We start from the raw sequence: 18,321 nt of genomic DNA on the forward strand, positions 1-18,321 counted from the left end.
GGGGGGGGGGGGGGGGCGGGGGGGGGGGGGGGGGGGGGGGGGGGGGGGGGGGGGGCGGGGGGGGGGGGGCCCGGGGGGGGGGGGGGGGGGGGGGGGGGGGGGGGGGGCCGGGGGGGGGGGGGGGGGGGGGGGGGGGGGCCCCCCCCCCCCCCCCGCCACCGTCGGCGGGAACAGCCGGTTCCCGCACGGCCCGGGGAGGCCTCCCGCTCACCCCTCGGCCGGCGCGACCGCCCCCGGCCGCCGTCCACCGGCCCGGAAGGTCCGCCGGTACGCGGTCGGCGTCACCCCCAGCGCCGCCTGGAGGTGCTGCCGCATCGACTGGGCCGTGCCGAAACCGGCGTCGCGGGCCACCTGGTCCACGGACAGGTCGGTGGACTCCAGCAGCTGCCGGGCCCGCTCCACCCGCTGCCGGGTCAGCCACTGCCCCGGACTGACCCCGGACTCCTCCCGGAAGCGGCGCGTGAAGGTGCGGACCGACATCGCCTCCCGCGCGGCCATGTCGCGCAACTGGATCGGCTCGTGCAGCCGGCCCAGCGCCCACGCGCGGGCACCGCTCGTGGAGGACTGCCGCGGATCGGGCACCGGCCGCTCGATGTACTGCGCCTGCCCGCCGTCCCGGTGCGGCGGTACGACCGTACGGCGGGCCACCTCGTTGGCCACGGCGGCGCCGTGGTCGCGCCGCACCATGTGCAGGCACAGGTCGATCCCGGCCGCGACGCCCGCCGAGGTCAGGACGGAGCCGTCGTCGACGAACAGCACGTCCGGGTCGACGTCGATCCGCGGGAACAGCCGCTGGAAGCGCTCGGCGTCGGCCCAGTGGGTGGTGGCGGGCCGTCCGTCCAGGTACCCGGCGGCGGCGAGGACGTACACGCCGGTGCAGATGGAGGCGAGCCGGGTGCCGGGGCGGATGCGGGCGAGGGCGGCGGCCAGCTCGTCGGTCAGCTCGCCCCGCTCGAACACCGGGCCGAGCTCATAGGACGCCGGGACGATCACCGTGTCGGCGGTGGCGAGGGCCTCGGGGCCGTGGGCGACGTGGACGGCGAAGTCGGCGTCGGTCTCCACCGGCCCGGGCGGCCGCACCGAGCAGGTGACCACCTCGTACAAGTGGCGGCCCTGCCCGTCCTTCGGGCGGCCGAAGATGCGGTGCGGGATGCCCAGCTCGAAGGGGAGCAGCCCGTCGAGGGCGAGGACGACGACGCGGTGCGGCCGGAAGCCGGCGGACGCGTGCGGGGGCTCGACCGGATCCATGGCCCGATCCTAGCGAAGGCTGTCCTCCGGGCCACTCGCTGCGGCGGAACCGAACACGGAAGCTCTATGGCGTGACCTGGACAAGCGAGACAGCCGCCGTCGTGGAGCCGCCCGCGAGCGGCCCGAAGCCGACCCGCGCCCGTGTGCACCGCGCGTGGTTCGTCGCCGCCGTCACCTTCGTGACGATCATCGGTGCCGCCGCCTTCCGCTCCGTACCGGGCCTGTTCATCGACCCGCTGCACGACGAGTTCGGCTGGTCGCGCGGCACCATCGGCGCGGCGGTCTCCGTGAACCTCGCGCTGTACGGCCTCACCGCGCCGTTCGCGGCGGCGCTGATGGACCGCTACGGCATCCGCAAGGTGGTCGCGGCCGCCCTCGGCGTGATCGCGCTCGGCTCGGGCCTGACGGTGTGGATGACGGCACCCTGGCAACTGCTGCTGTGCTGGGGCCTGCTGGTGGGGCTCGGCTCCGGTTCCATGGCGCTGGCCTTCGCCGCGACCGTCACCAACCGCTGGTTCACCGAGCGCCGGGGCCTGGTCAGCGGCATCCTCACCGCCGCGTCCGCCTCCGGGCAGCTGATCTTCCTGCCCCTGCTGTCCTGGATCGTCACCCGGCACGAATGGCGCCCGGCGGCCGTCACCGTGGCGCTCGCCGCGCTCGCGGTGGTCCCGTTCGTCTGGCTGCTGCTGCACGACCATCCGGCCGACGTGGGCCAGAGGCCGTACGGCGCCAAGGAGTTCGTCCCCAAGCCGGCACCCGTTCCCGGCGCCGCCCGGCGTGCGCTGACCGTGCTCTCCTCGGCGGTGCGGACGGGGCCGTTCTGGCTGCTCGCCGGATCCTTCGCGATCTGCGGCGCCTCGACCAACGGACTGATCCAGACCCACTTCGTGCCCGCCTCCCACGACCACGGCATGCCGGTCACGACCGCGGCGTCCCTGCTGGCCGTCATCGGCGTCTTCGACGTCGTCGGGACGGTGGCCTCCGGATGGTTCACGGACCGCTTCGACGCGCGGCGGCTGCTCGCGGTGTACTACGCGCTGCGGGGGATCTCGCTGCTGTTCCTTCCGATCCTGCTGGCACCGGACGTGCACCCGCCGATGCTGTTCTTCATCGTCTTCTACGGGCTGGACTGGGTGGCCACCGTGCCGCCGACGCTCGCCCTGTGCCGGGAGCACTACGGCGAGGACAGCCCGATCGTGTTCGGCTGGGTGCTCGCCTCGCACCAGGTGGGCGCGGCGGTCGTCGCCTTCCTCGGGGGTGCCGCGCGGGACAGGTTCGGGTCGTACGACGTGGTCTGGATCGCGTCGGGGGCGCTGTGCGCGGCGGCGGCGCTGATGGCGCTGGTGATCCGGCGGCGGGCGGGGGCTCCTCCTGCGACGGCGGCCGCCTGAGGGGTCGGGGTCGAGGCCGGGCGGGGGTGGTCGCGCGGCCCGGCGTCGGAGGGGTGCCTCCCCCTTCTCCGTTTCTCCCCCGTGAGGGAGACCCCCGTCGCCATCGAGGCACTGGGGAGGCACGGCCGCCCGCGGCTATGAGGGGAGCCGGGAAACCCCTCCCGCGCGGGAGACGGCCTTCGCTATGCGCTGCGCGTCCAGCGCCAGTTCGCGGAGGTTGCCGCTGATCGGATTGGTGAACCCCGTGAAGTAGAGGCCGGGCGCGCCGGACGGGGTGCGGGCGCCGTGGACGACCGGTCTGCCGCGGTCGTCGAGAACGCCGAGCCCGCCGACCAGACCCTCCAGGCCGCGCACGTATCCGGTGGCCGCCACGACCGCGTCCGGGCCGATGCGGCCGCCGTCCGCCAGGACGACCTCGCCCCCCTCGAACCCCTCCACCGCGGCCACGACCTCCACCGCCCCCGTGCGCACGGCGTCGACGAGGCCGGCGTCCTGCACGGGGATGGCCCCCTCCAGCACCCTGCTGTACAGACCGGAGCCGGGACGCGGGAGTCCCCGGGCCGACAGGTCCGGCAGCGCCACCCTCGCCTGGACCCGGCACAGCCGGTCGACGAGGCCGACCGGCAGCCGGCGCACCAGGACGCCCGAGTACTGCGCGGGCCAGCCCGCGGTCGAGCGGCGCACGATGTGCGGAGGGGTGCGCACGGCCAGCCGCACCCGGGAGGCGCCCCCCTCCACCAGGTCCACGGCGATCTCGGCCCCCGTGTTGCCGACGCCCACGACGAGCACGTCCCGGCCGGCGAAGGGCTTCGCGTCCCGGTACTCGCAGGCGTGCAGGAACTCGCCGGTGTACGTGTCCCGGCCGGGCCAGTCGGGGACGCGGGGCGTGTGGTTGAAGCCCGTGGCGACGACGACCGCCGCGCCGGTCAGCTCGCGGCCCCCGGTGGCGTGCAGCAGCCAGCCGGTGCCGTCGGGGGTGCGCTCGACCCGGGAGACCTCGACCCCGGTGACGATCTCCAGCCGGTGGTGCTCGGCGTACTTCTCCAGGTACCGGACCACGTCGTCCCGGGCCGGCCACCGCCCGAACCGGCGCGGCATCGGCAGCCCGGGCAGCGCGGAGAGGCGGCGGGTGGTGTGCAGGCGCAGCCGGTCGTAGTGGCGCCGCCAGGAGTCCCCCACGCGGCCGGACCGCTCCAGGACGACGGCCCGTATCCCCCGGGTGCGCAGGGCGTACGCGACGGCGAGTCCGCCCGGGCCGCCGCCGATGACGTAGACGGGGCGGTCCCCCCGGTTCGGCGCGGTGGGCCGCGCGGAGATGGAGGGGCGGGAGTCGGGGGAGTCGGCCATGAGCGCGAGCGTAATCACACCCCTGGTTGATGGGTATCGGTCAAGACCGGAATTGGTTGCGGATTGATCACGTCTGCGGGGATCGCGGGCTTGAATGTCCCCATGCCTTCCTCATCCGGTCCCATCCAGCCCCTTCCCGAGCTTCACGGCCACGGCCTGTGCCTCCGTCCCTGGGACCCCGAGTCCCCGGCGGACGTGGACGCCTGGTTACGCGGCCTCACGGACCCGGAGTTCCAGCGCTGGAACACCCCGCTCCGGCCGGTCACGGACGCGGACGGCGCCCGGGAGTCACTGCGCCGGGGCGCGCTGCGCGACGCGGACGGCACGGGGGCGTCCTTCCGGATCACCGACGCCCGCAGCGGTACGGTCCTGGGGCACATCGGCGTCAACGAGATCCACCCCGTCATGCGGCGCGGCCTGGTCGGCTACTGGGTGCTCCCCGAGGCGCGCGGCCGGGGCGTCGCCACCCGGGCGCTGCTGCTCGCCTCGCGCTGGGCGTTCACCGGACTCGGCCTGCACCGGCTGGAGCTGGACCACGCCGTCGGGCACGAGGCGTCCTGCCGGGTCGCCGGGCGCTGCGGGTTCCGCCACGAGGGCACCATGCGCGGCGCGCTCTTCGAAGCCGGCCGCCACGACGCGTTCCGCGACGCCCACCTGCACGCCCGCCTCGCCACGGACCCGGAGCCCGTCCTCACGGCCGCGGTGGTTCCGTGATCCGGCTGTGGGTTCGTCGTCGGTGCGGGAGTGGTGGTACGTGCCGTTGTCGGGGCCGGGGGGCGTGGTGCGTTCCGTGACGTTCCTCCGCGCACGCCCGCCTCGCCACGGACCCGGAGCCCGTCCTCACGGCCACAGGGACTCCCTGACCCAGCCCTTCGTCCCGCGCCGGTAGCGGAGCCGTACGTGCCGTCGTCGGGCCTCGCCCTGGAAGAACTCCACCTCGTCCGCCCGCAGCCGGTACAGGGTCCAGGACGGGACCGGGGTGTCCGGTGCGTGCCGTGCCTGCTCCCACGCCGCCTCCGAGGCCCGTGCCAGGTCCTCCGGCGACCCGAGGGCCTCGCTCTGCCTGCCGGTCAGCGCGGCGGCCAGCGCCCCGGTGGAGCGGGCGCGCAGGTCTGCCCGCGCCTCCTCGGCCGGGGCCGCCGCGACGGGCCCGCGCACCCGCACCTGGCGGCCCAGCACCGGCCAGTAGAAGGCCAGCGCGGCGTACGGGCGCGCGGCGAGGTGGCCGCCCTTGCGGCTGTGCGCGTGGGTGGCGAAGGACCAGCCGTCGTCGTCCGCGCCGTGCAGCATCACGATCCGTACGTCCGGCAGTCCGTGCGCGTCCGCCGTGGCCAGGGACATGGTGTGCGGCTCGGCCTGACCGGCCGCCACAACCTCGGCGAACCACCGCGTGAACAGCGGCAGCGGCTCGGCGGGCGCGGCGGCCGGGTCGAAGGCCGGCAGGTCGGTGACCTGCGGATCCCACACCCGCAGTGACCTCAGCAGCTCGTGGAGATCGGGTTCCATGGGCCGATTGTCGGGTGTCCGGCGGGCTCACACCGATCCGAGGTCCGACGACACCCACCGCTCGGGCCGCATCCGCACGACGACCTGCTCGCCGTGGTTCTTCCAGGCGAAGTCGACGTACCCCTCGACCTTGTCGGCCGGCAGGTAGCGTGCGGAGAGCTCCCGCAGCTGCTCGACCGTGGCCGGGGTGGTGTCGAGCACCGGCCCCTCGACCGAGACGTAACGGATGGTGGGTTCGACGCGGTCGACCATGAGCGAGAACCGTCCCGCCGCGCCGATCAGCCGGTTCTTGCGCGAGTCCGGGCCGGTCATGATCCACACGTCGCCGCCGGGCGCGTACTGGTACCAGATCGGCACGGTGAGCGGGGCGCGGCCGCCTCCCGCGTCGACCGCCAGCGCCGCGATGTGCGGCTCGGCCAGGAACTGTTCGCGCTCTTCACGGGTCAGGGCCATCGCGGGTTCCTCCTGCGGCGTGCGCGTCGGACGTCCACTCGGTCACTCGGGGTCGTTCGGGGTCGCTCGGGCCTGCGGTCGGCTCACCGGTGCACAACACCGGGCGGAGGGAGCCTTGTTCCCTGTTGTCCCTCCCCCGTTCCTCCGTACCGCGCGAAAAGCGACGGCGGCGGTCCACCGGAGTGAACCGCCGCCCGTCTGACAGGACTTGGGGGGCCGTGCACCGGTGCGGACCGCCGGGTGCCTGCTTCGCCTACTTCGCCGGCTTCTTGCCGGTGACCCCCAGGTGCACCAGCAGGGCGAGGTTCGGTTTGAGTTCCGCCTGCTTCACCCCCCAGGAGGAGAAACCTTTCTGGTGGGAGGCGACGGCCGCGAGCATGGCCACCAGGGAGCCGGCGACCGCCGCGGGGTTCACGTCCTTGTCGATCCGCCCCTTGGCCTGCAGCTCGGCGACGGAGTCCGCCAGCGAGGCGTTCACGGAGTTCAGGATCTTCATGCGGATTTTGTAGAAACGTTTATCCCCCTCGGCCGCGCCGAGGTCCACGACCCGCAGGATCGCCTCGTTCTCCCGCCAGAACTCCAGGAAACCGTCGACGAGTTCCTGCGCCGTCCGCCAGCCGGCCTTCCCCGTCCAGGAGCGCCCCTCCAGCAGCTCGCCCAGCCCGGCGCTCTCGGCGGCCATGCGCTCGGCGATCTCCAGGACGGCGCCCTCGACGTCAGGGAAGTACTGGTAGAAGGTCGCGGGCGAGGTGCCCGCCTTCCGTGCGACATCGATGACCTTGACGTCCCGGTAGGGGGAGGAGCTGAGCATCTCGCTGAGGCAGTCGAGCAGTTTCTGCCGGGTCGCCTGCCCGCGCCGGCCGGCCACGCGGCCGTCGACGGTACGCACTTGTCCTGTCATGCCGTCAGCTTACCGACGGGTGATCCGAGCGCGATTCGGCCGACTGCAAATGGGGTGTGCGGGTCCGTGAGGGCTGGTGCGCCTGGTCTGCGGCCTGCGGGCGACGCGGTTACTTTGGCGGCATGGCCGAAAACAGGGCGTCGCGGTACGCGCGGTACACGGAGGGCACCCCCTGCTGGGCGGACGCGCAGCTGCCCGACGTGGAGGCGGGCAAACGGTTCTACGGCGAGCTCTTCGGGTGGACCTTCGAGGACCAGCCGCAGGGAACCGTACGGGCGTTGAAGGACGGCGACCCCGTCGCCTCCCTCGCGCACAAGGCGGACGGCCGGCTGCCCACCGTGTGGACGGTCTCCTTCGCCACCCCGGACGCCGGGGCGCTGTGCCGGCGGATCCACGCGGCCGGCGGGCGGGTCGTCTCCCCGCCGGGGCCCTTCGGCGGCCTGGGCGTCACCGCGCTCGTCACCGACCCCGAGGGGGCGGTCTTCTCCCTCTGGCAGGGCGCGGAGACCCCCGGCTTCGGGCGTCGGTACGAGCCGGGCACCTTCGCCTGGGTGCAGCTGTACACGCGGGACACACGGGCGGCCGACGCCTTCTACGGCGGCCTCTTCCACGACGCCCTGTTCGGCCCGGACGCCGACCCCGGATTCGGCCGCGCGCCGGTCTCCGACGTCTTCCCCGCCGAGATGCCGCCGCACTTCCTCGTCCACTTCGCCGTCGAGGACCCCGGGGCCGCCCTGCAGGAGGTGGTCCGGCTCGGCGGCCGGGTCCAGGTTCCGCCCTTCGGGACGTCCTACGGCACGGTGGCCGTGGTCACCGACGACCAGGGGGCGTCCTTCGCGCTGCTGCGCCGCTGAGTCGTTTCCACCACCTGTGTCGTATGAAAACCTGGACACCCTATTTGTCGGCCGGTTCGCAACCGGGCGCGCGGACAGGAAGAATCGGGGGGCGTGCCGCCACGGCGGTGCGGTGGTGAGACGCTGCACTACGGTCGCGGGCACAGGTGGTGGCGCGACTCGTACGGGGAGGTGGCAGGCAAGTGGTGGATCAGCTGACGCAGCACGATCCGCGGCGTATCGGGCCGTTCGAGGTGCTGGGACGGCTGGGAGCCGGCGGCATGGGGCTGGTCTATCTCGCGCGCTCGGCGTCCGGCCGGCGGGTGGCGATCAAGACGGTCCGGACCGAACTGGCCGAGGACCAGCTGTTCCGGGTCCGCTTCACGCGCGAGGTCGAGGCGGCCCGCGCGGTCTCCGGTTTCTACACGGCGGCCGTCGTGGACGCCGATCCGCGCGCCGCCGTGCCCTGGCTGGCCACCGCGTACGTGCCCGCGCCCTCCCTCGAGGAGATAGTGAACGAGTGCGGGCCGCTCCCGGCCCAGGCGGTGCGCTGGCTCGCGGCGGGCGTCGCGGAGGCGCTCCAGTCGATCCACGGCGCCGGGCTGGTCCACCGCGACCTGAAGCCCTCCAACGTCCTCGTCGTCGAGGACGGACCCCGGGTGATCGACTTCGGCATCGCCTCCGGCGTCTCGAACACCCGCCTGACGATGACGAACGTCGCCGTCGGCACGCCCGCCTACATGTCCCCGGAGCAGGCCAAGGACTCCCGCAGCGTCACCGGCGCGAGCGACGTGTTCTCGCTGGGCTCGATGCTGGTCTTCGCCGCCACGGGACATCCTCCGTTCCACGGCGCCAACCCCGTCGAGACCGTCTTCATGCTGCTGCGCGAGGGCCCGGACCTCGAAGGGCTCCCGGACGAGCTGCGCCCGCTCATCGAGGCCTGCATGCAGATGGACGCGACGGCCCGGCCCAACCCGGCCGACCTCCAGGCCCAGCTCGCCCCGCACCTGTTCGGCTCCGGCTCCGACGACAGCGGTACGGCGTCGGCGTGGCTGCCCGAGCGGGCGGTCAGCCTGATCGAGACGCGGCGGGGCGGCCGGACGGTGGTCCGGCCCGCGCACGGAACCGGCCGCAGCGGCGGCGGGGCCCGCCCCCACGTCCCTCCGCCGCCCCCGCACGACCCGGTCGTCCCGCCGCCGCCCCCCTCCGTGCCCGCGCCGGTGGGCGCCCCCGCGGGCGCCCCCGACACCGGCCCCGTACGGCTGGTGGGCGCGGCGGTGCCCATCGGGCCCGGCCCGCGCGTCGCCGACACGCGCGCGGCCGCCGCCAAGGTGCCCCCGCCGGCCGCCGCCCTGGCCGCCACCTGGTCCAAGCCCCGCCCCGGCGTCAACGGCGCCGACCCGGCCGTACCGGCGCCCGCGGCGCCCGCCGCGCCGCCGGAGCACCCCGGCGGCTGGCGCCCGTGGCGCTTCCGCATGTCCAACGACGTCTGGGGCACCCCGGCCGTCGACGGCGACCTCGTCTACGTCACCTCCTTCGAGGTGCACGCCCTCGACGTCGCCACCGGCCGGCGCCGCTTCAAGACCCGCGACGTGGCCTGGTCGATGACGGTCGCCGACGGCCGTATCCACGCCTCCGACGGGCCCACCCTCTACGCCCTGGAGGCCCGCGAGGGCGGCGACCTGTGGCGGCTGTCCACCGACGCCTGGGTGTACTCCCTCAAGGCCGACCGCGGCACCGTCGTCACCGGCACGCGCGGCGGCGGCGTCCAGGCGTGGGAGGCGTCCACCGGCCAGAAGCTGTGGGAGGTCACCGGCTGCCAGACCGACTTCGAGTCCCCCGAGGCCGGCCCCGCCCTCCACGAGGGCACGGTCTATGTCTGGCAGGACGCCCGCCTGCGCGCCCTCGACGCCCGCACCGGCGACGAGCGCTGGTCGTACCCCATCGGCGACGCGGCCTCCTGCGGCGGCGTGCCGGTCCGTGTGACGCACGCCCCCGACGGCTACGTCTACGTCTGCGCCGGCACCCGCGTCCTCGCCCTGGAGATCACCACCGGCCACGTCCGCTGGCACTTCGAGGCCCCGGCGGTCTTCCTCGCCCCGCCCGCCTTCGTCCCCGGCCCGGCGGTCACCGGCGGCGGCCTCTACCTCGCCGACTACCTCGGCACGGTCTACGCCCTCGACGCCACCGACGGCCGCGACCGCTGGCGCATCGCCACCGAGTCCCGCGCCTCCGTCGAACCGGTCCTGGTCGCCGCCGGCCACGTCCACGTGGGCAGCGGCAAGGGCCTGTACACCCTGGACGCGGTCACCGGCACGCCCAAGTGGCGCTTCCAGTCCGGCGGCGAGATCGTGGGCGCCCCCGCGGTCGCCGAGGGCCGGATCCACTTCGGCTCCAGCGACCACCTGCTCTACACCCTGAAGGCCGACGACGGCCGCCTGAGGTGGAAGCTGGCGACCGGCGGCGAGATCACCGGCTCCCCGGTGGTCCGGGACGGCGTGGTGTACGCGTGCAGCAAGGACCGCTGCGTGTACGCGCTGGACGCGGAGAAGGGGACGGGCACGGCGCGGACGGCGTAGGCCGCGGGCGCCCGCCCGGGGGTGGCGTGCCGCGGACGGCCGTCGTACCGGGTCGTACGGAAGGGGTGTCGGACGGCGGCCGTCGCTGCGGGGAGCGGCTGCCGTCGCTCCCACCGCAGACGCTACGCCGGGTACGCGACGGTCGCCAGACGGTGACATGCCCGTGACATGGGAGTCGATAGCCTGACGGCCATGAATTCCCGGGGGAACACACTCAGGCTCACAGCGGTCTCGGCGCTCGTCGTCCTCGCCCTCACCGGTTTCTCGACCGGCCGGGGCCACGGCGGAAGCAGCGGCGACGGGGACGGCGGCGGATGCAGTAGCTCCGACCAGAACCACGACTCGTCGTCGAGCTCGGGGGGCGGCTCGCACCGCGATCACTACGACGACGATGACGACGACTACGACACCTCGGGCGGCGGAAGCGCGGACGCGTCCGCGTCCGTGCGGGACGCCACGGTGGAACTGGTGACCTGCGCCTCGGAGACGTCCCCGTACGCCACGGTCGAGGTCACCAACCCGAACGCCACGGACGGCGTCTTCACCGTCACCGTGGTCTTCGAGGACACGACCGGCACGGAGGTCACCACCCGCTCCCAGGACGTCACCGTGCCGGCCGGCGAGACGGTGTCGGCCAAGGTGGACGTGGGCACCGACGCGGACGTGGCCCAGGTCGCCGAGTGCGCACCGGAGACGTACGCCCCGGCGGCCGCCTGACCTGGCGGGGCGCATCGGTGGCCGTCGGGCCACTCGCCCCTTCGGCGGTGTCGTGCTTCCGCGGCCGATCGGGGAACCGTGCGGACACACGTCGGCCGCGGCGGCTCCCCCTCCGCGCCGCCGCGGCCGATCCCCCGTGTGCGAATGACGGCTACTTGCCGTCGAGGTCCAGGGCCGGCGGGGCCGGCATGTGGCTGTCGAGCGTGGTGATCGGCTCGTCCTTCGGGGGAGACGGCATGTGGCTGTCCTGAGTCGTGGCCGTGCCGTCCTTCGGCGGGGCCGGCATGTGGCTGTCGAGCGTCGTGATCGCGTCGTTCTGCACTTCTTCGTTGCTGTCGGCGGTGTTGCTCATAGCGATTGACCCCCATGAGATCGGCGGAGCGGCGGACGGAGACGCCTGTTCGGCGGCTCCCCCGCGGGCCGCCGAACAGGCGTGTGGGGTGGCTCACCCTGGAGGTGGAGTCCCCGGCGACCCGTCTGCCCCCCGACGCGACGGATCGATGCATTGAGAATCGCAGTCACTCATAAACGTTCGATGAACGCCGCCGGCTCAGGCCGCTTCGACAGGCCGGAGGAGGCTTCGCAGTTCGGTCGCCTCGGGCGCCTCGGACTTCTCGTAGATGGTCAGGGCGTCCTGCCAGCAGGCTCGCGCGCGATCGATCTGATCGAGGGCGCTCAGCGAGCGTCCGAGCAGCGTCAGGATATTGGCGCGCATCCAGTCCCCGCCCATGCTCCCCGTCTTCAAGGCCTGTTCGGCGTGCTGCGCCGCCTGAGCCGGACGGTGGGCCGAGAGATGGACCTGGGCGATGCGGAAGTGCGTCGCCCCTTCCCACAGGCGCTGGCGGTTCTCCACGAAGGTCTCGAGCGCCGTGGAGAGCTCGCTCAGCGCCTCGGCCTCACGGGCCGCGTGGCTCAGTGCGATGCCGAGCGCGTAGCGGGCGTTGGCCAGCCGGAAGGTCAGGCCCAGCTCGTCGTAGATCGTGATTCCCTGGCGGACCAGGTCGATCCCCGAGGCGGTGCGCCCCACGGACACGAGGACACGCGAGAGGTTGCAGAGCGCGCTCGCCTCGCCGGGCCGGTTCCCGTCGGACCGGAACGCCCTGATGGCCTCGAGGAGGTGGGCCTCACTGACGGCGCGCTCGTTGCGGCAATTGGCGATGATGCCCTGCTCGTTGTGGGCGTTGCCTCGCGTCCAGGGGTCTCCGGTCCGGTTTCCGAGTTCGATGGCGCACGCGGCCTCCACCCCCGCTTCGTCGAAGCGCCCGGCCCGGCTGAGGACTTGGGCCAGTGTCGTGCGCGCGCGCCCTTCCGCATGAGCGTCACCCGCTCCCGCCGTGGCGTCCCGCGCGGCGAACGCGGCCGCCTCGTAGCTCAGTGAACTCGCCCCCGACTCCGCCAGGTCCTTCGCGGCCAGCAGGAGGTCGACCGCACGGCGCAAGGTGTTCGGCCTCAGGGACTGCCGGACGCACGCCAGGATGCAGGCGGACTCGGAGTGGAGCCAGTCCAGCGCGTTCATGTCGTTGCTGAACTCCATCCCCGGGAACCGGGTGGGTTCAAGGTGATCCACCGTCCGGTCCCCCGGCCGCTCGATCGCGTACACCCCCGCCGCCGTGGCCAGGTAGAAGTCCAGCAGGCGGGACATCGCCGCCTCCCGCTCGCTCGGCGGCTGCTCGTCCCTCTCCGCGCAGGCACGCGCGTAGAGTCGTACCAGATCGTGGAACCGGTACCGTCCGGGCGCCGCCGATTCCAGCAGGGACGTGTCCACCAGGGACTCCAGCAGGTCCTCCGTGTCCTCCGCCGACAGGTCCAGGACCGCCGCCGCCGCCGCGAGGGAGATGTCGGGGCCGTCCGCCAGGCCCAGCAGGCGGAACGCGCGGGCCTGGGCGGGCTCCAGTTGCCCGTAGCCCAGCTCGAACGTCGCCTTCACCGCCAGGTCGCCCGCCTGGAGTTCGTCGAGGCGGCGGCGTTCGTCGGCGAGCTTCGCCGCCAGGGCCGAGACCGTCCACGTCCTCCTCGCCGCCAGCCGCGACGCCGCGATGCGGATCGCCAGCGGCAGGAAGCCGCACGCCGCCACCACGTCCAGGGCTGCCTCGCGCTCCGAGGCGACCCGCTCCTCGCCCACGATCCTCGTGAAGAGCGCCAGTGCCTCCTCCGGGGACATCACGTCCAGGTCGATCAGGTGCGCCCCGGCCAGGTCCACCATCCGCACCCGCGACGTCACCAGCGCCGCACAGCCCGCCGTCCCCGGCAGCAGGGGTCTGACCTGTGCCGCGTCCCGCGCGTTGTCCAGCAGGACCAGCACCTTGCGGCCGTCCAGGACGGAGCGGTACAGCGCCGCCCTCTCCTCCAGCGAGTCCGGGATCGCCGAGTCCGCCGTGCCGAGGGCACGCAGGAAGGCGCCGAGGACCGTCTCCGGTTCCGCGGACCGGGAGCCCGCGCCCTGGAGGTCGACGTACAGCTGCCCGTCCGGGAAGGAGGCACGCGCGGCGTGGGCGACGTGGACCGCCAGTGTCGTCTTGCCGACGCCCCCGATGCCGGCCAGCGCCGACACCGCCATCACCCGGGCCTCGTCGCCGGACGCCGACGCCAGTACGTCGCTCAGCTCCCGTACGAAGGACGCGCGGCCCGTGAAGTCCGGGACCGTCGCCGGGAGCTGGGCTGGGCGGACGGAGACCGCGACCGGTTCCGCCATGGGGGCGGAGGGTTCCGCGAGGCCCGGGTCGGCCCGGAGGATGCGCTGCTGGAGGCCCTGGAGGCCGGGGCGCGGGTCGACGCCCAGCTCGTCGGCGAGGAGGCGGCGGGTGTCCGCGTACACCGCGAGGGCCTCGGCCTGGCGGCCGCTGCGGTAGAGCGCCAGCATCAGCAGTTCGCGCAGCCGCTCCCGCAGGGGGTGGGCCGCCGTGAGGGCCGTCAGTTCCGAGACGGCCTCCGCGTGGCAGCCCTGCTCCAGGTCCATGTCCAGGCGGGATTCCAGGAGCTGGAGCCGCCATTCCTCCAGGCGGACCCGCTGGGCCTCGGCGTAGGGGCCCGGCACTCCGGCCAGGGTCTCGCCGTCCCACAGGGACAGGGCCCGGTTCAGCACGTCCCGCGCGTGGCACAGGTCCCCGGTGTTGCGGGCCTTCTCCGCCTCCGCCGCCAGTTCCTGGGCCGCCGCGAGGTCCAGCGCGCCCTCGCCGAGTCCGCGCACCGCGTAGCCGCCGGACTCGCTGACCAGCACCCCGGGGTCGAGCACCTTCCGCAGCCGGGAGGCGTAGGTGCGCACCGCGGCCAGCGCCTGGGACGGGGGTTCCTCGCCCCACAGGGCGTCGATGAGTTCGGCCGCCGTGGCCGTACGGCCCTCGCGCAGCAACAGGGCGGCGAGCAGGGCTCGTTGCTGCGGGCTGCCGGTGGTGACGGGCTCGTCGTCGCGCCAGGCGCGCACCGGGCCGAGCACGCCGAAGCGCAGCGCCGCGGGCTCCGTCGAGGAGCCGGAACGCCGCTGCTCCGGTCCCCGCGGCACACCGTCCATACAGTCCCCCTCTGCATCCTGAGCAACTACGCCAGTTTGCCTTGTTCATGGCGGATGCGGCAGCCGTGGGAGACGGCGATCACACGGGGAACGGCGGGCCGTCACGGTGCCCACACAGTTCGTCCTCAACCGGCCGGATCCACCCGCACCGTCAGCGGCCCCGCACCGAAGGCCCGTACGGCGGCGCCGCCGAGGCGGGGCGGTGAACTGCTGAGCGGAGGGGAGGGAGTCACAAGGGGGTTCCGACTGGTCGGTATGGACAGACGGGGCGTGCACGGGTATGGATGGGGGCGTCGTCCGCGTACGAAAGGCCGCTCATGCGCATCGCCGTCACGATCTTCCTCACCGACGAGACGATCACCCCGGTCCGGCTCGCCCGTGAGCTGGAGCAGCGCGGGTTCGCCGGGCTGTACCTGCCGGAGCACACGCACATCCCCGTCGAGCGGACCAGCCCGTACCCGGCGGGCGGGGAACTGCCCCGCGAGTACGGCCGCACCCTCGACCCCTTCGTCGCGCTCGGGCAGGCCGCCGCCGTCACCGGGCGGCTGGGGCTCGGCACCGGCATCACGCTCGCCGCGCAGCACGACCCGATCGACCTGGCGAAACAGGTCGCGACCCTGGACCACCTCTCCGGCGGCCGGTTCACGCTGGGGCTCGGCTTCGGCTGGAACGTCGAGGAGGCCGCCGACCACGGGGTGCGGTGGCGGACCCGGCGCGAGCTGGTGCGGGACCGGATGGGGTTGATGCGGGCCCTGTGGGCGGAGGAACCGACGGCGTACGAGGGGGAGTTCGGGAGCGTACGGGCGAGCCTCGCGTACCCCAAGCCGGTGCGGAAGCCGCGCGGGCCGGTGATCGGGCCGCGCACCCTGGTCGGCGGGGCGGCGGGACCGAAGCTGTTCGCGCACATCTGCGAGTACGCCGACGGCTGGCTGCCGATCGGCGGGCGGGGCCTGACGGAGTCGCTGCCCGCACTGCGCACCGCCTGGGCCGCCGCGGGCCGCGACCCCGGCGCCCTCCAGGTCGTGCCGTACGCCGTGCGCCCCAGCGAGGGCAAGCTGGCCCACTTCGCGGAGCTGGGCATCGGGGAGGTCGTGGTGCAGCTGCCCCCGGCGGGGGAGGCGGAGGTGCTGCGGGCGCTGGACGCGTTCCAGCCGTTCGTGGACGGGGAGAGGTGAGCGGCCCGGTGAGGACGGACAGGGGACCTGAACAGTCCGAACGTATGCTCAGAGAATGACGACTTCCGCGACCACCGGAACCGGCGGCCCCACCGAGAACTCCCTGCGGCGCGCCCTCAGACGCGCCCGGGACGGTGTCTCCCTGGACGTCTCCGAGGCGGCGGTCCTGCTCCAGGCGCGCGGAGAGCACCTTCAGGACCTGTCCGCGTCGGCCGCCCGGGTGCGGGACGCGGGGCTCCGGGCGGCGGGGCGGCCCGGTGTCATCACGTACTCGAAGAGCGTCTTCGTTCCGCTGACCCGGCTGTGCCGGGACAAGTGCCACTACTGCACGTTCGTCACCGTGCCCGGCAAGCTGCGCCGGGCCGGGCACGGGATGTTCATGTCACCGGACGAGGTGCTGGACATCGCCCGCAAGGGCGCCGCGCTCGGCTGTAAGGAAGCCCTCATCACCCTCGGCGACAAGCCCGAGGACCGCTGGCCCGAGGCGCGCGAGTGGCTCGACGCGCACGGCTACGACGACACGATCGCGTACGTCCGAGCGATCTCCATCCGGATCCTGGAGGAGACGGGACTCCTCCCGCACCTCAACCCGGGCGTCATGACCTGGACGGACTTCCAGCGCCTCAAGCCGGTCGCGCCGTCGATGGGCATGATGCTGGAGACGACGGCGACCCGCCTGTGGTCCGAGCCCGGCGGCCCCCACCACGGCTCCCCGGACAAGGAGCCGGCCGTGCGGCTGCGGGTCCTCGAGGACGCGGGCCGCTCCTCGGTCCCCTTCACCTCCGGCATCCTCATCGGCATCGGCGAGACCCACGAGGAGCGCGCCGAGTCCCTCTTCGCCCTCCGGAAGATCTCCCGCGCCCACCACGGCATCCAGGAACTGATCATCCAGAACTTCCGCGCCAAGCCGGACACCGCGATGCGCGGCATGCCGGACGCGGAACTCGACGAGCTGGTCGCCACGGTCGCCGTCGCCCGGCTGCTCCTCGGCCCGTCCGCCTGCCTCCAGGCCCCGCCGAACCTGGTCGACGCCGAGTACGGGCGGCTGATCGCGGCCGGGATCGACGACTGGGGCGGGGTCTCCCCGCTCACCATCGACCACGTCAACCCCGAGCGCCCCTGGCCGAAGATCGAGGAACTGGCCGAGCACTCCCGGGCGGCCGGTTTCGAGCTGCGCGAACGGCTCTGCGTCTACCCGGAGTTCGTGCGGCGCGGCGAGCCCTGGCTGGACCCGCGGCTGCGCCCGCACGTGGCCGCGCTCGCCGACCCGGAGACGGGACTCGCCCGCCCGGACGCGCTCCCCGAGGGGCTGCCCTGGCAGGAACCGGACGAGGCGTTCACCGCGACCGGCCGCACCGACCTGCACCGCACCATCGACACCGAGGGCCGTACGGGCGACCGCCGCGAGGACTTCGACGAGGTCTACGGAGACTGGGACGCCCTGCGCGAGGCCGCCGCCCCCGGCATGGTCCCCGAGCGCATCGACACCGACGTGCGCGAGGCCCTGCGCACGGCGGCCGACGACCCGACGCGGCTCACGGACGCGGAGGCGCTGGCGCTGCTGCACGCGGACGGTCCGGCGCTGGACGCGCTGTGCCGGGTGGCGGACGACGTCCGCAAGTCGGCGGTCGGCGACGAGGTGACGTACATCGTCACCCGCAACATCAACTTCACCAACGTCTGCTACACCGGCTGCCGCTTCTGCGCCTTCGCGCAGCGCCGCACCGACGCGGACGCCTACACGCTCTCGCTGGAGCAGGTCGCCGACCGCGCCCAGCAGGCGTGGGACGTGGGCGCGGTGGAGGTCTGCATGCAGGGCGGCATCCACCCGGACCTGCCGGGCACGGCCTACTTCGACATCGCGCGGGCCGTGAAGGAGCGCGTCCCCGGCATGCACGTGCACGCCTTCTCCCCGATGGAGGTCGTCAACGGCGCGACCCGCACCGGCCTGTCGATCCGGGAGTGGCTCACGGCGGCGAAGGAGGCCGGTCTGGACACCATCCCCGGCACGGCGGCGGAGATCCTCGACGACGAGGTCCGCTGGATCCTGACCAAGGGCAAACTGCCGGCGGCCACCTGGACCGAGGTGGTGACGACCGCCCACGAGCTGGGCATCCGCTCCTCCTCGACGATGATGTACGGCCACGTCGACCAGCCCCGCCACTGGCTGGGCCACCTGCGGACCCTGGCGGACATCCAGCGGCGGACCGGCGGCTTCACGGAGTTCGTGACGCTTCCCTTCGTGCACACCAACGCCCCCGTCTACCTGGCGGGCATCGCCCGCCCGGGGCCGACGGTCCGGGACAACCGCGCGGTCACGGCGATGGCCCGCCTCCTCCTCCACCCGCACATCCCGAACATCCAGACGAGCTGGGTGAAACTGGGCGCGGAGGGCGCGGCGGAGATGCTCCGCTCCGGCGCGAACGACCTGGGCGGCACGCTGATGGAGGAGACGATCTCGCGGATGGCGGGCTCGTCGTACGGCTCCTACAAGTCGGTCAAGGACCTGATCGCGGTCGCGGAGGCGGCGGGCCGCCCGGCGAAGCCCCGCACCACCCTGTACGGCGAGGTGCCGGAGGAGCGCCGTCGTGCGGCGGAGGCGTCGGACGGTCACCTGCCGGAGCTGCTGCCGGTGCTGGACTGAGGGCGCCGGGACAGCGCCG

Annotated in this window: 14 protein-coding genes; 7 read left to right on the forward strand and 7 right to left on the reverse strand. The window is 73.9% G+C overall.

All coding sequences use genetic code 11. The features are described from left to right. Positions 1-207 precede the first annotated feature (207 nt). Entirely contained in the window at positions 208-1,248 is a 1,041-nt protein-coding gene (locus tag ACH5AO_RS28400; protein ID WP_398929506.1) for a GlxA family transcriptional regulator, read from the reverse strand. 71 nt (positions 1,249-1,319) lie between these two features. On the opposite strand from ACH5AO_RS28400, the gene ACH5AO_RS28405 reads away from it, so the two are divergent. Continuing rightward, positions 1,320-2,639, forward strand: a complete 1,320-nt coding sequence (locus tag ACH5AO_RS28405) for an MFS transporter (RefSeq protein WP_398929508.1) — start codon at positions 1,320-1,322, stop codon at positions 2,637-2,639. A 135-nt stretch (positions 2,640-2,774) separates the two neighbouring features. Here the strand turns inward: ACH5AO_RS28405 and ACH5AO_RS28410 are convergent, their stop codons facing one another. Further along, positions 2,775-3,986, reverse strand: a complete 1,212-nt coding sequence (locus tag ACH5AO_RS28410) for a flavin-containing monooxygenase (protein WP_398929510.1) — start codon at positions 3,984-3,986, stop codon at positions 2,775-2,777. A 102-nt stretch (positions 3,987-4,088) separates the two neighbouring features. On the opposite strand from ACH5AO_RS28410, the gene ACH5AO_RS28415 reads away from it, so the two are divergent. Beyond that, positions 4,089-4,700 (forward strand): GNAT family N-acetyltransferase, encoded by a 612-nt coding sequence (locus tag ACH5AO_RS28415; RefSeq protein WP_398929512.1) that lies wholly within the window; start codon positions 4,089-4,091, stop codon positions 4,698-4,700. A gap of 126 nt (positions 4,701-4,826) precedes the next feature. Here ACH5AO_RS28415 and ACH5AO_RS28420 read toward each other — a convergent pair whose 3' ends face one another. The 3 genes from ACH5AO_RS28420 to ACH5AO_RS28430 all read right to left on the reverse strand — a co-directional run bounded on the left by ACH5AO_RS28420 (position 4,827) and on the right by ACH5AO_RS28430 (position 6,834). After that, a complete protein-coding gene (locus ACH5AO_RS28420; protein ID WP_398929514.1) occupies positions 4,827-5,492 on the reverse strand; it encodes a pyridoxal 5'-phosphate synthase in 666 nt (221 codons plus the stop codon). A gap of 27 nt (positions 5,493-5,519) precedes the next feature. Further along, on the reverse strand, positions 5,520-5,945 hold the full coding sequence (locus ACH5AO_RS28425) for a pyridoxamine 5'-phosphate oxidase family protein (protein ID WP_398929516.1): 426 nt from the start codon (positions 5,943-5,945) through the stop codon (positions 5,520-5,522). Positions 5,946-6,198: 253 nt separating this feature from the next. Further along, entirely contained in the window at positions 6,199-6,834 is a 636-nt protein-coding gene (locus ACH5AO_RS28430; protein ID WP_398929746.1) for a TetR family transcriptional regulator, read from the reverse strand. Positions 6,835-6,968: 134 nt separating this feature from the next. Here ACH5AO_RS28430 and ACH5AO_RS28435 point away from each other — a divergent pair, with 134 nt between their 5' ends. From ACH5AO_RS28435 to ACH5AO_RS28445, 3 genes are all read left to right on the forward strand, one after another. Further along, on the forward strand, positions 6,969-7,700 hold the full coding sequence (locus tag ACH5AO_RS28435) for a VOC family protein (protein ID WP_398929517.1): 732 nt from the start codon (positions 6,969-6,971) through the stop codon (positions 7,698-7,700). 182 nt (positions 7,701-7,882) lie between these two features. Then, positions 7,883-10,258, forward strand: a complete 2,376-nt coding sequence (locus ACH5AO_RS28440; protein WP_398929519.1) for a PQQ-binding-like beta-propeller repeat protein — start codon at positions 7,883-7,885, stop codon at positions 10,256-10,258. Between the two features lie 192 nt (positions 10,259-10,450). After that, positions 10,451-10,975: a hypothetical protein gene (locus tag ACH5AO_RS28445; protein ID WP_398929521.1), complete on the forward strand. Its 525-nt coding sequence runs from the start codon at positions 10,451-10,453 to the stop codon at positions 10,973-10,975. Between the two features lie 151 nt (positions 10,976-11,126). Here the strand turns inward: ACH5AO_RS28445 and ACH5AO_RS28450 are convergent, their stop codons facing one another. Next, a complete protein-coding gene (locus ACH5AO_RS28450) occupies positions 11,127-11,327 on the reverse strand; it encodes a sigma-like protein (RefSeq protein ID WP_398929523.1) in 201 nt (66 codons plus the stop codon). A gap of 198 nt (positions 11,328-11,525) precedes the next feature. Further along, on the reverse strand, positions 11,526-14,483 hold the full coding sequence (locus tag ACH5AO_RS28455) for an AfsR/SARP family transcriptional regulator (protein ID WP_398929525.1): 2,958 nt from the start codon (positions 14,481-14,483) through the stop codon (positions 11,526-11,528). A 317-nt stretch (positions 14,484-14,800) separates the two neighbouring features. On the opposite strand from ACH5AO_RS28455, the gene ACH5AO_RS28460 reads away from it, so the two are divergent. Then, positions 14,801-15,658 (forward strand): TIGR03619 family F420-dependent LLM class oxidoreductase, encoded by an 858-nt coding sequence (locus tag ACH5AO_RS28460; RefSeq protein ID WP_398929527.1) that lies wholly within the window; start codon positions 14,801-14,803, stop codon positions 15,656-15,658. Between the two features lie 55 nt (positions 15,659-15,713). After that, positions 15,714-18,302, forward strand: a complete 2,589-nt coding sequence (locus tag ACH5AO_RS28465; protein WP_398929529.1) for a bifunctional FO biosynthesis protein CofGH — start codon at positions 15,714-15,716, stop codon at positions 18,300-18,302. Positions 18,303-18,321 lie beyond the last annotated feature (19 nt).

This window comes from Streptomyces sp. NPDC018964, assembly GCF_044390325.1.
Lineage (GTDB): Bacteria > Actinomycetota > Actinomycetes > Streptomycetales > Streptomycetaceae > Streptomyces.

Bases quoted from the DNA above. Each gene is read 5' to 3' on its own strand.
- ACH5AO_RS28450 (WP_398929523.1), bottom strand. From the start codon at position 11,327: ATGAGCAACACCGCCGACAGCAACGAAGAAGTGCAGAACGACGCGATC.
- ACH5AO_RS28460 (WP_398929527.1), top strand. From the start codon at position 14,801: ATGCGCATCGCCGTCACGATCTTCCTCACCGACGAGACGATCACCCCG.
- ACH5AO_RS28435 (WP_398929517.1), top strand. From the start codon at position 6,969: ATGGCCGAAAACAGGGCGTCGCGGTACGCGCGGTACACGGAGGGCACC.
- ACH5AO_RS28410 (WP_398929510.1), bottom strand. From the start codon at position 3,986: ATGGCCGACTCCCCCGACTCCCGCCCCTCCATCTCCGCGCGGCCCACC.
- ACH5AO_RS28415 (WP_398929512.1), top strand. From the start codon at position 4,089: ATGCCTTCCTCATCCGGTCCCATCCAGCCCCTTCCCGAGCTTCACGGC.
- ACH5AO_RS28425 (WP_398929516.1), bottom strand. From the start codon at position 5,945: ATGGCCCTGACCCGTGAAGAGCGCGAACAGTTCCTGGCCGAGCCGCAC.
- ACH5AO_RS28465 (WP_398929529.1), top strand. From the start codon at position 15,714: ATGACGACTTCCGCGACCACCGGAACCGGCGGCCCCACCGAGAACTCC.
- ACH5AO_RS28455 (WP_398929525.1), bottom strand. From the start codon at position 14,483: ATGGACGGTGTGCCGCGGGGACCGGAGCAGCGGCGTTCCGGCTCCTCG.
- ACH5AO_RS28420 (WP_398929514.1), bottom strand. From the start codon at position 5,492: ATGGAACCCGATCTCCACGAGCTGCTGAGGTCACTGCGGGTGTGGGAT.
- ACH5AO_RS28445 (WP_398929521.1), top strand. From the start codon at position 10,451: ATGAATTCCCGGGGGAACACACTCAGGCTCACAGCGGTCTCGGCGCTC.
- ACH5AO_RS28400 (WP_398929506.1), bottom strand. From the start codon at position 1,248: ATGGATCCGGTCGAGCCCCCGCACGCGTCCGCCGGCTTCCGGCCGCAC.